Annotated in this window: 12 protein-coding genes and 1 tRNA gene; 8 read left to right on the top strand and 5 right to left on the bottom strand. The window is 47.4% G+C overall.

The features are described from left to right. Positions 1-114 precede the first annotated feature (114 nt). Entirely contained in the window at positions 115-441 is a 327-nt protein-coding gene (locus tag K0O23_RS12260; protein WP_219877715.1) for a hypothetical protein, read from the bottom strand. Positions 442-512: 71 nt separating this feature from the next. Then, entirely contained in the window at positions 513-791 is a 279-nt protein-coding gene (locus K0O23_RS12255) for a hypothetical protein (RefSeq protein ID WP_219877714.1), read from the bottom strand. Positions 792-982: 191 nt separating this feature from the next. Between K0O23_RS12255 and K0O23_RS12250 the strand changes: the two genes are divergently transcribed. Continuing rightward, a tRNA-Glu gene (locus K0O23_RS12250) sits at positions 983-1054 on the top strand. Here the strand turns inward: K0O23_RS12250 and K0O23_RS20510 are convergent. The 3 genes from K0O23_RS20510 to K0O23_RS12230 all read right to left on the bottom strand — a co-directional run bounded on the left by K0O23_RS20510 (position 1017) and on the right by K0O23_RS12230 (position 4318). Beyond that, positions 1017-2792, bottom strand: coding sequence for a recombinase family protein (locus K0O23_RS20510; protein WP_394371705.1), 1776 nt, complete (start codon positions 2790-2792; stop codon positions 1017-1019). The two genes, K0O23_RS12250 and K0O23_RS20510, sit on opposite strands and share 38 nt — an antisense overlap. A 12-nt stretch (positions 2793-2804) precedes the next feature. Then, on the bottom strand, positions 2805-3236 hold the full coding sequence (locus tag K0O23_RS12235; protein ID WP_219877712.1) for a hypothetical protein: 432 nt from the start codon (positions 3234-3236) through the stop codon (positions 2805-2807). A gap of 140 nt (positions 3237-3376) precedes the next feature. Next, a complete protein-coding gene (locus K0O23_RS12230; protein ID WP_219877711.1) occupies positions 3377-4318 on the bottom strand; it encodes a hypothetical protein in 942 nt (313 codons plus the stop codon). 1170 nt (positions 4319-5488) lie between these two features. Between K0O23_RS12230 and K0O23_RS12225 the strand changes: the two genes are divergently transcribed. From K0O23_RS12225 to K0O23_RS20160, 7 genes are all read left to right on the top strand, one after another. Further along, positions 5489-7312: a type I restriction-modification system subunit M gene (locus tag K0O23_RS12225; RefSeq protein ID WP_317195689.1), complete on the top strand. Its 1824-nt coding sequence runs from the start codon at positions 5489-5491 to the stop codon at positions 7310-7312. An 11-nt stretch (positions 7313-7323) separates the two neighbouring features. Then, positions 7324-9195 carry an ATP-binding protein gene (locus K0O23_RS12220; protein WP_219877710.1) on the top strand — a complete coding sequence of 624 codons (1872 nt, stop codon included), beginning with the start codon at positions 7324-7326 and terminating at the stop codon, positions 9193-9195. 13 nt (positions 9196-9208) lie between these two features. Beyond that, positions 9209-9913 (top strand): hypothetical protein, encoded by a 705-nt coding sequence (locus K0O23_RS12215; RefSeq protein WP_219877709.1) that lies wholly within the window; start codon positions 9209-9211, stop codon positions 9911-9913. 61 nt (positions 9914-9974) lie between these two features. Further along, positions 9975-10322 carry a restriction endonuclease subunit S gene (locus K0O23_RS12210; protein WP_219877708.1) on the top strand — a complete coding sequence of 116 codons (348 nt, stop codon included), beginning with the start codon at positions 9975-9977 and terminating at the stop codon, positions 10320-10322. After that, positions 10262-11185, top strand: a complete 924-nt coding sequence (locus K0O23_RS12205; RefSeq protein ID WP_219877707.1) for a restriction endonuclease subunit S — start codon at positions 10262-10264, stop codon at positions 11183-11185. Before K0O23_RS12210 ends, K0O23_RS12205 begins: the two co-directional genes overlap by 61 nt. Then, on the top strand, positions 11166-13319 hold the full coding sequence (locus K0O23_RS12200; RefSeq protein WP_246597074.1) for a type I restriction endonuclease subunit R: 2154 nt from the start codon (positions 11166-11168) through the stop codon (positions 13317-13319). The genes K0O23_RS12205 and K0O23_RS12200 overlap by 20 nt, the downstream gene beginning before the upstream one ends. After that, positions 13280-14194: a type I restriction enzyme endonuclease domain-containing protein gene (locus K0O23_RS20160; RefSeq protein ID WP_317195690.1), complete on the top strand. Its 915-nt coding sequence runs from the start codon at positions 13280-13282 to the stop codon at positions 14192-14194. The genes K0O23_RS12200 and K0O23_RS20160 overlap by 40 nt, the downstream gene beginning before the upstream one ends. Positions 14195-14210: the final 16 nt, after the last annotated feature.

The raw sequence follows: 14210 nt of genomic DNA, 5'->3' as shown, positions 1-14210 counted from the left end.
ATAAATCTAATCAAATCCTGTACCATAAATTATAGCACCAAGGTTATTATAAAAAAAATGCCTTTGGTGTTATGTACCAAAGGCATTCCATTGTTCATTAAAAACTTATGCCTATCAAGAGAACACAAATTCATCGTTATCAGAATTATAGCGTGCCAATAGTACGGCACCTATTGTAATAGCACCGGCGGTTAGCACGAGTTGTGTAGTGGTCATGCGTCTGGCAGCCTTTAAAATTACGTTTCCAAGATCATGCATCAGGTCAGGCAGCTTTTCGTGCCGCCCCTGAATTACATGCATAGCCGACTCTACAGTTTTTGACATATCGTTAGGCTGCAGCAGCGTCAGAATACCCTCTTCCCCGCTTTTGTTCTGCTTCTCCTGATTTCCCGTATTCTGCTGTTTTTGCTTATCCTTGTTATCGTTGTTTGTATTATCCATAGTTTATTATTGGTTAGTTCAGAAAATATGGTTCAAATAAAGTATACGCGTATTTACGTTTAAAGGCTTATTTATGAGTTAGCAGGATGTCCCCCATACTGTACGACCAACTCAGTCATACGCTGCTGCAGGCTATCAGCATTCATCATCATACTTGCCGGAAACCCAACTTTTAGGTCGTCAATTTCCAGGATTTCTGCCTCCTGGTTATAATCATACTTGCCCGACACACCTTTCTCATTAAAGTTGCCACTATTTGACTGTAATGTTAATCCCATTTGCTTTAATCTGTTTTTCATTTCTTCAAAAGCTTCTGGTTTTACACCAGTATATTGCATTCTTTTACTCATATCTTAAATTTTATGCTTGGTTTTGTCTAACGCAAAATCGCTTTATAGGTTGAAACGGGCAAGCCCTATATAGGTAACGATAATTTTTAACCTGATATTCAGCCACTTTAATAACAAGTGATAAAAAATTAGCTTTAGGCACTTGTAGTTAAAAAAACAGCTAGTATATTTGCACCACAATTAGACAGAACGGCCCGTTCGTCTAGGGGTTAGGACGCCAGATTTTCATTCTGGTAACAGGGGTTCGATTCCCCTACGGGCTACTGGAAGGGAAAAGTGATCATTTTGATCGCTTTTCCCTTTTTCTTTTGCCTCCAAAAACCGCTCTATCTCTTTGGAAAGGGCATAAAAGCCGTTCACCCTTGTGGTTCGATAACCCTCCATTTCGCGGTCATAATACACCCCGTCGGGAAACATCATCGCTTGCAGCTGCTTTCTGCCCTGCACGTTTTTCTTACTCCATGAAGATGAGATAGTTACCGCTGTATTTAGCCCGTTTTCAATGAAGGATTTGGGGTTCGATAAGGCCGGGGCGCATTTCTCCAGGTTTCTCTCGATTTCCACCAGTTCTGCCTTGATCTCTGAGCTGAATTTCACGAAAAGTTCTTTCTCAATTTCCCCAAAGGCATAGCGCCTTTCTAGCGTGTCCAGCTTCTTTTTGAGCTCGGTGTGCTGCGTCTGCAAACGTTTTTCTTCTATCCTGCTTTCTTCAGTCAGTTTGTAGTAGGTCTCTTCCATGATCTCCGACAGCTTGGGCAAGTATGTAGCATCAACCTCGAGTTCCGCTAAAAAGCCTTCGTACAGATTATGCAGCTTTGAAGCGTTTCTATTTAGCTTGCAGCCGATGGTATTGCACTTATAGTAGTGAATTTGCTTTTTCTTCATCTCGTAGCCCGTGAGCGGCTTTCTACAGCTACCGCACTTGATGTGATGCCTCAGCGGCAGTTCCTCGTCTTCTTTGATCTGGGTATAGCCGTGCGCGTTCTGCGCCTGCAGCCCGTTTACCTTCAGAAACATCTGACGCGTGATCAGCGGCTCGTGTTGACCTTCCACTACTTCTCCATCTTCCAGTAAGCCATGGCTGATCAAACCGCAGTAAAAGGGGTTTCTGAAGAGCTTTGTCAGGGTTTGGTTGTAGAGTATCAAGCCTTGCGCTTTCAGGCGCTTTAGAATATCTGTGTTACTTAGCCCCTGCTCCGCCTTAAGCTGAAAAGCCAGGCGGACCAGTTTACCCGTTTTGTTGGGCTTTAGAATCACTTCCTTGCCCACAATCACCTTATCATAGCCCATCGGAATCTTGCCCACCCACAAACCGCGTCTGACGCGGGCTTCCAAGCCCGTCATGCACTTTTCCCTTCGCTGGTCGTTGTCGAACTGCGAGAATAGGAACTGGATGCCCTGCTGCAATTTACCAGCGGCTGTTTGGGTGTCCACCGGCTGGGTCACGGCTACAACCGAGATGCCCATGCGGCCTAATTCATCTACAATACCGATGGCCGAAGAGCCGGTACGCGAAAAGCGATCGTGGGAGTACACGATAATGTAACCGACGCGCAGCTTGCTTTTCTTGACGAATTCAAGCATCTTCTGAAATTCCTTCCGTTCGTCTGACTTGGCGCTTTCGTAGGTGCCGCCGAACTTGCCCACCACCTGGTAGCCGTGGCGCTCAGCGTAAGCTGAGCAGCGCTCCAACTGGGTGGATAAGCTTTGGTTGGTCTCAGCCTGCTCTTTGGTCGATACGCGGGTATAGATGATGGCGACCTTACCGCGTGGCGCGGCTTTCTTGCTCCCCTTCTGCAGTGGCCTTGCAAAAATACTCAGCCCATCCCCTTTCCCGGTAATAACTCTAAGTGCTGAAGGCTTTTTAGTTACTGCTGAAGGCTTAGCAGCATTACCTACAGATTTTGACTTAGTAGCTGCCTTGGTAGCTTTAGTTACTTTCTTCGTTTTGTGTGCAGCTTCGGCTACTTCAAACACGGCTGCTGTGGTTTGCTTGTTCATGTTCAATCAAGGTTAACGGGAAAGGGATGCTGTTACTCTTTTGTTACGCGTGCCTTTCGGCTTTTGCACTTTAGACACCTCAGTTGCTTGGGTCTCTTTCGTTTCATAATTTTGGACCTGTTGCTCTTGAAGGTGCTGGTTAAAAACCCAGGCACTAAAACGGAGCATAAAATCTACCTGTGCATAGGCTTCTTCTTCGGTCAGATGTTCCAGCCCCGGTGTCTGCCTTAGTTCGCGGACATGACGCTCGATGCTTTCAATTTCCTCGGCGAGCTGCTTGTAGTAGCTATCGTAGCCACTTTGCTGTTCTTGTTCAATTTGCGCGTTGGTAGCAACAGGATTGATGCTGCCAGGTCTTACTACACGCTGTTTTTTGTTTGGTCTTTGGTTTTTCTCTTTTTGGTTTTTAGATAACGTTTTCAATTTGGTATTTGCCAGTGCCACAGGTCCGGGGTAACCGGTACCAGGGCTGGCTTCTACGGTTAGGGTGCGGGGCGACCGCTACCCTTGGCTCTTACCTGATCAGCGCCAGGCAAGGGTAAGCCAAATGTTAATGTATGCTAAAAGCAAATAAGCCTTGGGCACTAAATTCTACGGCGGTGCTCTTTGGTGAACTTCAGCCTAGAGCCGCCGCGGTTCTCCAGCTCCACCGACTGGTAATTCTTCAGCGCCAGCGTCTCGATCAGCTCTTTTGATAAGGCTTCATCCAAATGGCCGTCTGAGGTGGTGCGCAGGGTGATCTGACGCCTCTCGTCAAAGGTGACCGTCACCTGCCGAAAACTTTTGTTGCGGATAGCTCTTACCACCTGCAGCTCTTCTTCACTCAGCAGCGACAAGCGTGGAATGTAATCAGCTTTATCTTCGTCCAAAATAAAAGCTGAAAGGTGCTGGGTAATGGACAGGAACACATGCGTTCTGCCTAGCAGCACCTGCCCTTCCGGCCCCATGCCCTGCATCTCGTCGAGCCACGGCACCAGATCGCCTGCCGGGAAGATCAGCACGCCAGCTTCCTGCTTACGGTACAAGGCGGAATACACCATTGTTTCGAGCAAGGAAAACCGGATGCCGTAGCTTTCCTGCGCTGCCTGCGCCTGCCCGCTCAGGTGTTCTTCTATCAGCGCTTCCACCTGTTTGGCGGGCATTGTCTTGCCGAGCTCTTCCCGAAGCTTTGCCACTACCTCTGGAGTGAAGGCATCAGGCGGGATTTGCTGACCGCCAAACAGATACTCCCGCAGCGCTTTTACCCGTGCCAGCGGCAGACCCAGCTCGCGCAGTTCTTTGGCCATCTTCAGCCACAGGTACTCCAGAAACGAGAGCTTGGTCCAGGACTGCTCCTCGGTCCTGGGCGCCAGCCCGGCTTTTTTCCAGTCCACGTAGAGCTTGGGGGCAATACCGGTTTGCTTAAGCGAGAAGATCGGCTCGCGCAGCTTCTCATATAGCTCGGGTATCTGGCCCGTTTCCTGCAGGTCCAACTGCAAGGAAAAGTCTTCCGTGCTGGTTTCCGGGGATTGTGTCTCCTTTCTCATGCGTGGTTAAATTCTATATGTTACCCAAAGGTAATATTATTTTTTGACTATACAACAACTCTGTAATATTTGTTTTATTCCGGGGTAAAATATTTTCTGAAACCAGGTTTGGTTATCAAAACAGCAGCTTTGTTATGCAGAAACGAGAGTCTCAAGAAACTGAAACCGGATCTCGCACGCACGCATGCGCGCGTACATGATGTGCAGGCGCGCGCGACTATATAAACGTCTATACCGCTAGCGGAGGCGGAAAACAAGGCCGGAAAAGCAGGGTTTTCGGTAGAAAATCAAGGTATCCGCATAGGCACTGCAAGTGCTTGTTTTGCGGAGACTTTTGCGGACAGCTAAGTAACGTGCGCACAGGCAGTTACAACCGTTCTTAAGTGTACCAGAAACATTAAAATCAACTACCGGAATGTGGTGTTTTTACGGGCGGAAGCGCGCCGGAAATTATAGCTCTCAGGCAAAATCCACGGAAACCCCAAAATCGCATTCCGCAGAGCGCTTCCGGAACAACACCTAAAACAAGCAGTCAAATATGCACGCAACTAACGCTATCACAAGGGGTTACGCAACAATTAAGAGCCGGAAAACAGGCAGAAAAAGCGTCTTCCGGAGCTACGTACGGCAAGGCTCCGAAACGAGCAATTTAGCCCACTCTCTTCAACCTTAACTTTCACAGGCCAACTTCATGGTAAAGTACCACGGATACCATGCACTTGACCATCAAAAAAGAGCCACGGAAAAAAGTAAGGAAAAAAGTCGGTAAATCCGCACGCTAAACAGACCCTTTAGCGCCGCCGAAACAGACTGTTTTTGCGATCTAAAAAAAGCCGGGGTAAACCGCAGCTTTTCCGGCGCTTAAACAATAGGTAGAATCACGTTTGGTTGCGAAACTTTTCCGCAGCCGGAAAGGCCGTTACAGAAAGCTACGCGCTTTTTTAGCACACTCTTTTTGCTCCGTGCTTAAGTTCGAATCCAGGTAACGAGAGACAGTAAAAACCAACTGTTTTCCGCACGTTAAATACACCGGATTTTACCGCACTTTTTCCGGCTGCTAAAACCGCGCGTAAACAAGCATAAAACAGCGGCCCGGAGCACCCGTTTTCCGCGGATTCCGGCGTGAATTCAAGCGCGGCAACACAACTACCTATAGTACAACTACAGCCTGTGTTATATACACAACCAACTTTACAACACCTACAAATCCCTTTTAGCCTGCACGGCCACTATAACTATACCGCGCTCCTACCGGCCGTCTTTACCTTCAGCACCCGCTCCAAAACATCGCAAAAATTCTATATTTTTCTACAGAACAGTGCCACCTTTTCCCTACCTTGTACTCCTGTTTTAACTCCGAGTACCCAAGTATACATGAGCACTAAAAGCACCCCATCTGCCAAAGCAAAGGCGGACATCGATTTTGAAAACGAACTATGGAATGCCGCCAACGAACTGCGCGGCGCCGTGGCAGAGAACCAGTACAAAGACTACGTGCTGTCGCTGCTGTTCCTGAAGCACCTCTCCGAGCGATTTGAAGTACGCAAACACGAACTGCAACTTTCGTTTGCAGACCCGCAAAGCGACTACTATAACATAGAAGCATATGAACAGACCGAGGTGCTGGAAGACGAGTTGGAGTACCAGGTGAAGAACGTGTACCGCCTGCCCCGCGAGGCGACATGGGCTTACCTGCGCGAGAACGCCGAGCAGGATGACATCAAGGTGAAGGTGGACCAGGCTTTTGTGCTGATCGACGAGATCCTGAGCAAGCGCAACCCCGACTACAAAGGTGTGCTGGAGCCGATCTTCGTGAAGAGTCAGCTCTCCCCTACGCAGGTGGCCGGACTCATCAACCTCTTCTCCAAAGAGAAGTTCTCCGAGATCAACAACCCCGAGTCCGACATCTACGGCCGCGTGTATGAATACTACATCGGTAAGTTTGCCATGGCCGAGGGCTCCGGTGCGGGGCAGTTTTTCACGCCGGGCTCGGTAGTGCGTTTGCTAGTGGAAATGCTGGAGCCGCTCAAGGGCCGCATCATGGACCTGGCCTGCGGTTCGGGTGGTATGTTTGTGCAGAGCCTCAAGTTTCTGCAGGCGCACGGCGGCGACAAAAACGACATTTCCATTTACGGGCAGGAGCGTTACGAAGGCACGCTGCGCCTCTGCAAAATGAACCTGCTGCTGCGCAACCTCTCTTTCGATGTGAAGCTTGGCGACTCGCTGCTGCAGGACCGCTTCCCCGACCTGAAGGCAGACTACGCCCTCATGAACCCGCCGTTCAACATCAGTAACTGGCACCCCGAGCTGCTGCCCGACAACGACCCGCGCCTCTTCGGGGCCAAAGATACCTTTACAACTCCCGGCAACGCCAACTACATGTGGTTCCAGACGCTGTGGCACCACCTCTCGGAACGTGGCACGGCGGGCGTGGCGATGGCCAACGGCGCCATGACCACCGGAAGCGCCGGCGAAAAGAACGTGCGCGAGCACATGATACAGCAAGGCATGGTAGACTGCATTGTGCAGATGCCCGACAAGCTGTTCCTGACCACCGGCATACCAGCCTGTATTTTTATACTTAGCAAAAACCGCGATGGCCGCGACGGCGAGCACCGCGAGCGCAAAAACGAGATCCTCTTTATAGATGCACGCAAACTGGGCACGATGGCCAGCCGCCGGCTGCGCGTGTTCGAAGATGCCGATGTGGCCCGCATTGCCGACACCTACCATACCTGGCGCAACATCGGCGGCAGCTACTCCGACACCGAAGGCTTCTGCAAGGCCGCTACTTTAGCCGAAGTGGCCGCCAACAATTACGTGCTCTCGCCGGGCCGCTACGTGGGCTCAGAAGCCGAGGAAGACGACGGCGTTCCGTTTGAAGAGAAGATGAAATTGCTGACCACCGAACTGGCCGCTCAGTTTGAGGAAAGCGCCCTGCTGGAGAAGCGAATTCGGGAGAATCTGGAGGGAATTGGGTTTGGATTAAACTAACTTAAATAGCTATGAAACTAGTCAAGGTAAAAATCAAAAACTTCCGCTGCTATCGAAATGAAATGGAGGTTAACTTCAATGATCTTACAGCGCTTATCGGTAAAAATGATGCAGGAAAATCTACAATTTTAGAGGCCTTAGAAATCTTTTTTAACAACTCAACTGTAGTCATTGATAAAGATGATCTAAATAAAGATTCTCTCGCCGCTGGGGAGTTGAAAATAGAAATTAGCTGCTTTTTTAGCGAGTTACCAAGTAGAATAATTATAGATGCAGCGAATCATACCTCTTTACAAGATGAATATCTAGTAAATACAGAGGGATTACTTGAAATAAAAAAAGTGTTCCCATGTACAGCTGCAAAACCTAAAGGACAAGTTTTCATTGTCGCCAATCACCCAATAACATCTAATGCTTCCGATCTTTTACAATTAAAAAGAAACGAACTCCGCACACGAGCAACTGATTTAGGAGTAGTGTCTGATAATTATAATGCAAATGTAAATTCGTCAATAAGACAAGCGATTTGGCAGCATGTAGAAAATCTAAATTTTGCTTTAACTGATATTCCGGTTGATAAGGAAGATTCAAAAAAACTTTGGGAGGCTTTAGAAAAGTGGCTACCAGTTTTTGCTTTATTTCAATCAGATAGAAAAAGCAGGGAGGACGATAAGGAGATAACAGACCCAATGAAGGTCGCTATAAATGAGGCACTACAAGAAGTATCAGCTGATTTACTGTTGATTCAACAAAGGGTACATGATAAAGCATTAGAAGTAGCTAACAGAACACTACAGAAGCTGCAGGAAATGAACCCAGCTTTAGCAAATGAACTAAAACCTGATTTTAAAGCTGAACCGAAATGGAATTCAATTTTCTCACTTACACTAGCTTCTGATCGTGATATTCCAATCAATAAAAGAGGTAGTGGAGTGAGGCGACTAATTGTGCTTAACTTCTTTAGGGCTGAAGCAGAAAGAAGAAGACAAACGGTTAATAATCCAAGTATAATTTATGCATTTGAAGAGCCAGAGACTTCCCAACATCCAGATCATCAAATATTACTTGTACAAGCATTTAAAGAACTAGCTGAAGCACCAAATACACAAATTTTACTTACAACACATACTCCATCGCTTGGCGGGTTAATAGAAAGTGAGAACTTAAGGTTTGTTACTAAAGATGAACATGGTATAGCTATAGTTAAGGAAGGTGAAAATGATGTCCTCCAATGTATAGCAAGAACTTTAGGTGTACTTCCAGATCCGCTCGCTTCTACAATAAAACTTATGGTATGTGTTGAAGGGCCTAATGACATAGCCTTTCTAAAAAATGTTTCTCCTATAGTTAGAGAAATAGATCCTAGTTTACCCGATCTAAATAATGAACCATCTGTAGCGATTATACCTTTGGGCGGTGGTACTCTGAAAGACTGGGTAAATAATGACTATCTGAAAGGTTTAGGGTTACCAGAATATCACATTTATGACAGAGATGACCCAAGTAACCCTCCCTATCTAGCTGCTGCACAAGCAGTAATTGGAAGAGGTGGATATCATTATGCTGTTTTAACCAACAAACGAGAGACTGAAAATTACATTCATCACGAAGCTATAAACAGATTACTAGGCACATCCATAGTTCCTTTCACAGATACATGCGATGTTCCTGCATTGGTTGCAGAAGCTATTCATTCATCTAGTGAAAGCCCAAACCCGTGGTCAGATGTTCAATCGGATACAAAAAAGAAAAAGATAAGCCAAGCAAAAAAGCGCCTCAATTATGATGTTACCCCTCAGATGACTGCAGACGAATTCCAAGCAGCTGATCCTGGTAATGAAATACTAGGGTGGTTCAGAGAAATTAAATTGAGAATTAATTAAATCATCACCACACATGAAGCAAACTGAAGATCAACTAGATGTTAATGCAACAGCAGGAGATTACGCTAAAGCTTTTGCTAAGCTGTTTAACTGTACAACAGAACACTTTGAGATAGTGCAGAAATATCATGATGGCCCTTACTTAGTTAAGTATCAAGATGATGTTTATGAAATAAATAGTGTTGATGACATCTCAAATAAAGTCGAAGCGTATTTGACAGACCCTGATTGGGCTGCACTACTACCTGTAGAACTTTGGATTGATGTTGCAGAGGAAGTTCATTACGAAGCTGAATTTTACATTCGGTTATTTCATAGTTTAGATGAAAAGGAGCGCGCTACACTTACCCAACTTTTAACTATTAGTCAAGTAACGAAAGATCCTATTGATTCTTTTTGGCGTCTACTAAACAACCTTGGTGATTTCGATCTTTATCCTAAGGCAGTAATTGCTGCTTGCAAAACGTATCCGTTGCAGGAAATGATGCTTGATCTTGAAGAACAACTCGTTGTAAACGGTGATAGCTATTTAAATGAGTTACAAGGCGGCATATTTGAAACTGTGGATTTATTGGAAGAAGATGAAGATAATGATGAGTGTCAGCTATTCTACATTTTTAGCGTTTCTGATGTAAGCTGGGAGGTTTCTAAAAAAGAAGAAAAAGGCAAGAAGCAAAAAGTTACTTCTAAATCATCTAAAACAAAGAAGTCAAAATAGCTAATTCCTAACCTATTACTATTACCACAAAGAGATATAGCAGAGCATCATAAAGTATTAAATGATTAATCGGAAAACATATAAGTTTAGCGAACTCGTCAACATCATTGGCGGGGGTACTCCAAAGACTTCCGTTTCTGAGTATTGGGGAGGCCATATTCCTTGGCTGTCAGTTGTAGATTTTGGCGGTGACAGAAAGACAGTCTATACCACAGAAAAGTCTATTACTGAAAAAGGTCTAAACGAAAGCAGCACAAAGCTCTTAAATAAAGGACAGCTAATAATCTCAGCCAGAGGTACCGTAGGTGAAATTGCTGTACTTGGTACGGATATGGCTTTCAATCAGTCTTGCTACGGTCTGGATGCCAAGCCAGAAATAGCTGTAAAAACTTTTTATACTACCTGCTAAAGTATAGAATAGCGTCGCTTAAATCTGTTGCTCATGGTTCCGTATTCGACACGATTACCAGACAAACTTTTGAGCAATTGGAAGTTAATCTTCCAAACCTCCCTACCCAACGCAGCATTGCCGAAATCTTATCTGCTCTGGATGACAAAATAGAGCTGAACCGCCGCATGAACCAAACGCTGGAGCAAATGGCGCAAACGCTCTTTCGGCAGTATTTCGTGGATGGAATTGATGAAGAGAATCAAGAGCAAATTAGCCTTTTAGATTTTGCTAACTTGATCGGTGGAGGCACGCCTAAAACATCAGTTAGTGAATACTGGGATGGAAATATATTTTGGGTATCTGCTAAAGATGTTACTCCGAACGACGGGACTTTTATAATTGATACAGAAAAGAAAATTACAGAACTAGGCTTAAGTAAAAGTAGTGCTAAGCTAATTCCTCAATTCTCAACCATTATTACTGCAAGGGGAACAGTAGGTAAGCTATGTATAGCTTCGTCTGAAATGACAATTAGCCAATCTAATTATGCTTTGAAAGCAAAGAAAGAAAATACAGATTTTGTTGCCTTTCAACTTATTCAAAGTTCAATAGAAGAACTCCAAAGGAATAGCTATGGAACCGTATTTGACACTATAACAACAAATACTTTACGCGACATTAAAATTTCAATTCCTGCTCAGGATAAGGTGTTAGCACTTGAAGAGAAACTCAAGCCCCTATACCTGAAAATTCTCGCTAACCTAAAGGAGAGCATTACCTTATCAAAAACAAGAGACTCTCTTCTCCCCAAACTCATGTCAGGAGAAATTGATGTAATGCAAACCAAACCAGCAGCGCTTTATGAGCCAGTACTTAGCTGAAGAAGCCATTGAGCAAGCGGCCCTTGCCTGGCTGCGCGAGCAGGAGCCCTATACTTACCAACACGGCTCCGATATAAAGCGCGACCTGAGCAAAGCCGTGCTCGAAGACGTGTTCGAGGCCTTTCTGCAGCGCCGCTACCCGCAGGTGCCAGGTAAGGTGCTGGCCGAACTGAAGCAGGAATTCCTCTACAACAGCGGCGCCAATCTGCACCAGCGCAACCACGCCTTCCACCTCAAGCTCAGCAAAGGCATCAGCAAAACCTGGAAAAACGATACAGGCCGGCAGCACTTCGGCCACTTCTACCCCATCGCCTACGACGATGTGCACCAGAACGAGTTTCGAGTGGTCAACCAGTTCACTATCATCGGCAAAAGCAAGCGCATCCCCGACCTGATCATTTTCGTGAACGGCCTGCCGCTGGTGCTCTTCGAGTTCAAGAACCTCTTCAGCCAGGACGCCACCGTAGAAGCCGCCTACAACCAGGTGCAGCACTATACCTACCAGATTCCGCAGCTCTTCGAGTACAATGCCCTCACGGTAGTAAGCGACGGCCAGACCACCTTGCACGGCATGTACAGCAGCGGCCTGGAGTGGTTCGCCGCCTGGAAAAGTATAGACGGCAAATCTGTGATCCCAAACGGGTTCGCACTGGAAACGCTCATCAAAGGGCTGCTCGTTCCAGAGCGCCTCTTGCAATACGTGCGCTACTTCATCTTCCATGAGCTCGACAAGGGCCAGCTGATCAAGAAAGGCGCCAAGTACCATCAGTTCTTCGGCATACAGTACGCCCTGCAGGAAACGCTAAAGTCGGTGAAGCCCTACGGCGACGGCCGCATTGGCGTGGTATGGCACACCACCCGCTCCGGCAAAAGCATTACCATGGCCATTTACACCGGCATCCTGCGCCAGCTGCCCGAGCTCAAGAACCCGACCATTGTGGTGCAGGTAGACCGCTTCGACCTCAACCGCCAGCTCTTCGACGATTTCGTTGCTGCCAAAGACCTGGTAGGTGACGTGCAGATTGCCAACACCACCGACGAGCTGCGCGCCCTGCTGAGTGGTGATGGCGGCGGCGTGGTGTTCAGCACCGTGCAGAAGTTCAACCTGAAAGACACCGCCACCGGCCGCGAGGTGGAGCACCCCATGCTGAGCACCCGCGACAATATTATCGTGATTGCCGACGAGTGCCACCGCACACAGTATGGCCTCGTGCAGGGCTTTGCCAACAACCTGCGCCGCGCCCTGCCGCAGGCCTCCTTCATCGGCTTCACCGGCACCCCCGTTGACAGCAAAGACGCCGACACCGTAGCCGTGTTCGGCGACATCATCCATACCTACGACATCCGCCAGGCCACTGAAGACAAAGCCGTGGTGCCGATCTACTACGAGCCCCGCCTGGCCAAGCTGCACCTGGGCAATCCACAACTAGAAGAAGAAGCCGAAGAGATAACCGGCGGTCTGGAAGAGAATGAGAAGAATCGTATACTTTGGGCGGCCATGGAAGACGCCGCCGGAGCAAAGGAGCGTGTAGAAGCCATCGCCCGCGACATTTTGCAGCACTATACTTCGCGCACAGCTAACGGAGCAAGTCTGGAAGGCAAAGCCATGATCGTGTGCATGAGCCGCCGCAACTGCGTGAAGCTTTACGATGCTCTCACCGCGCTGGAAGGCTGCCCCGAAGTAGCCGTGATCATGACCACCAACATCGCCAAAGACCCTGTGGCCTGGAACCCGCACGTGCGCTCGAAAGAGCAGATGGAAGGTATAAAAGCCCGCTTCAAAGACCCGGACGATGAACTCAAACTCGTGATCGTGCGCGACATGTGGCTCACCGGCTTCGACAACCCTGCCATGCATACCTTGTATGTCGACAAAGTAATGAGCGGCCACAACCTGATACAGGCCGTCAACCGCGTCGCCACCGTTTTCCGTGACAAACCCAGCGGCCTGATCGTCGATTACATCGGCATCGGCGACAGGTTAAGGGATGCCACGAAGAAGTATACAGGTGCTGGTGGTTCAGGAACCGTAACTATAGACATAGAAGAAGCTTTTTCTCTTGCACAGGAAATAATCGAGTTGCTGAAAGAGCAATTGCGGAGAATTTTAACTATAGCACTTGGCCAGCCTTAACAAGTCCTGAAAAGATAAAGCTGGTAAGCCAGGCAACAAACTATATAGTTGCTGAAGATGAACTTTGCAAGGCCTTTATGCTGAACGAGAAAAAGCTCAGCAGCCTCGCTCCTATTATTAAAAGCCACGCAAGTATCAATGTTATAGCGTTGGACCTGATTTTCTTTCAGCACGTAGGCGCTGCCGTTAGAAAGGTAAAGTACCCAAGCACCAACATCAAGAAAAAGCAGGACAAGATAAAAGACCTGATCCACCGCAGCATAGAAAGCGAAGACGTGGTAGACGTTTTCCAGATGGCCGGCATCGAGCGCTTCGACATCTCGATTATCAACGATGATTTCCTGGCAACGGCCAAAGAACAAAAGACCGGCAATGAACTAAAGCTGGAGCTGCTGCGCCAGATCATGAACGACGAAATTAAAGTGCGTTCTATGAAGAACCTGGTCAAGTACAGGAAGCTTAAAGAGGAAGTAGAGAAGATCATCTCCGACTACCACAACCACTTCTTCGACAGTCTGGTAGCCATGGAAAAGCTGCGCGATGTAGCCAGGCAAATGCAGGAAGAAGACGAGCGCCGCAACCAGCTTGGGCTTACCGAAGAGGAAGAAGCTTTCTACGAGATCCTGGCCAAACACCCAAACGCCGTGCAGGACTTCGACCTGATTAAAGAGCTCGTACAAAAGATACTGGCCCAGGTAAAGAAAAGCGCCTCCCAACCCGACTGGTACAAAAAAGACGATACCAAAGCCAAACTGCAACTGGCTGTAAAGTCTGTGTTACGTTTCAAAGTGAAAGCTGAGCTGCAGGAGATCTTGGATGAAATCATGGAGCAGGCAGAGGCGAGGTATAAGGAGTATGACATGAGTGTGGCGTAAATGTGTTTAACGAATT

The organism is Pontibacter aydingkolensis, assembly GCF_019443125.1.
In the GTDB taxonomy this organism is placed as follows: Bacteria; Bacteroidota; Bacteroidia; order Cytophagales; family Hymenobacteraceae; genus Pontibacter; species Pontibacter aydingkolensis.
Note: the sequence above shows the minus strand (reverse complement) of the source record. Positions and strands in the feature narration are given on the sequence as shown.

Bases quoted from the DNA above. Each gene is read 5' to 3' on its own strand.
- K0O23_RS12260 (WP_219877715.1), bottom strand. From the start codon at position 441: ATGGATAATACAAACAACGATAACAAGGATAAGCAAAAACAGCAGAAT.
- K0O23_RS12255 (WP_219877714.1), bottom strand. From the start codon at position 791: ATGAGTAAAAGAATGCAATATACTGGTGTAAAACCAGAAGCTTTTGAA.
- K0O23_RS20510 (WP_394371705.1), bottom strand. From the start codon at position 2,792: ATGAACAAGCAAACCACAGCAGCCGTGTTTGAAGTAGCCGAAGCTGCA.
- K0O23_RS12230 (WP_219877711.1), bottom strand. From the start codon at position 4,318: ATGAGAAAGGAGACACAATCCCCGGAAACCAGCACGGAAGACTTTTCC.
- K0O23_RS12220 (WP_219877710.1), top strand. From the start codon at position 7,324: ATGAAACTAGTCAAGGTAAAAATCAAAAACTTCCGCTGCTATCGAAAT.
- K0O23_RS12215 (WP_219877709.1), top strand. From the start codon at position 9,209: ATGAAGCAAACTGAAGATCAACTAGATGTTAATGCAACAGCAGGAGAT.
- K0O23_RS12210 (WP_219877708.1), top strand. From the start codon at position 9,975: ATGATTAATCGGAAAACATATAAGTTTAGCGAACTCGTCAACATCATT.
- K0O23_RS12200 (WP_246597074.1), top strand. From the start codon at position 11,166: ATGAGCCAGTACTTAGCTGAAGAAGCCATTGAGCAAGCGGCCCTTGCC.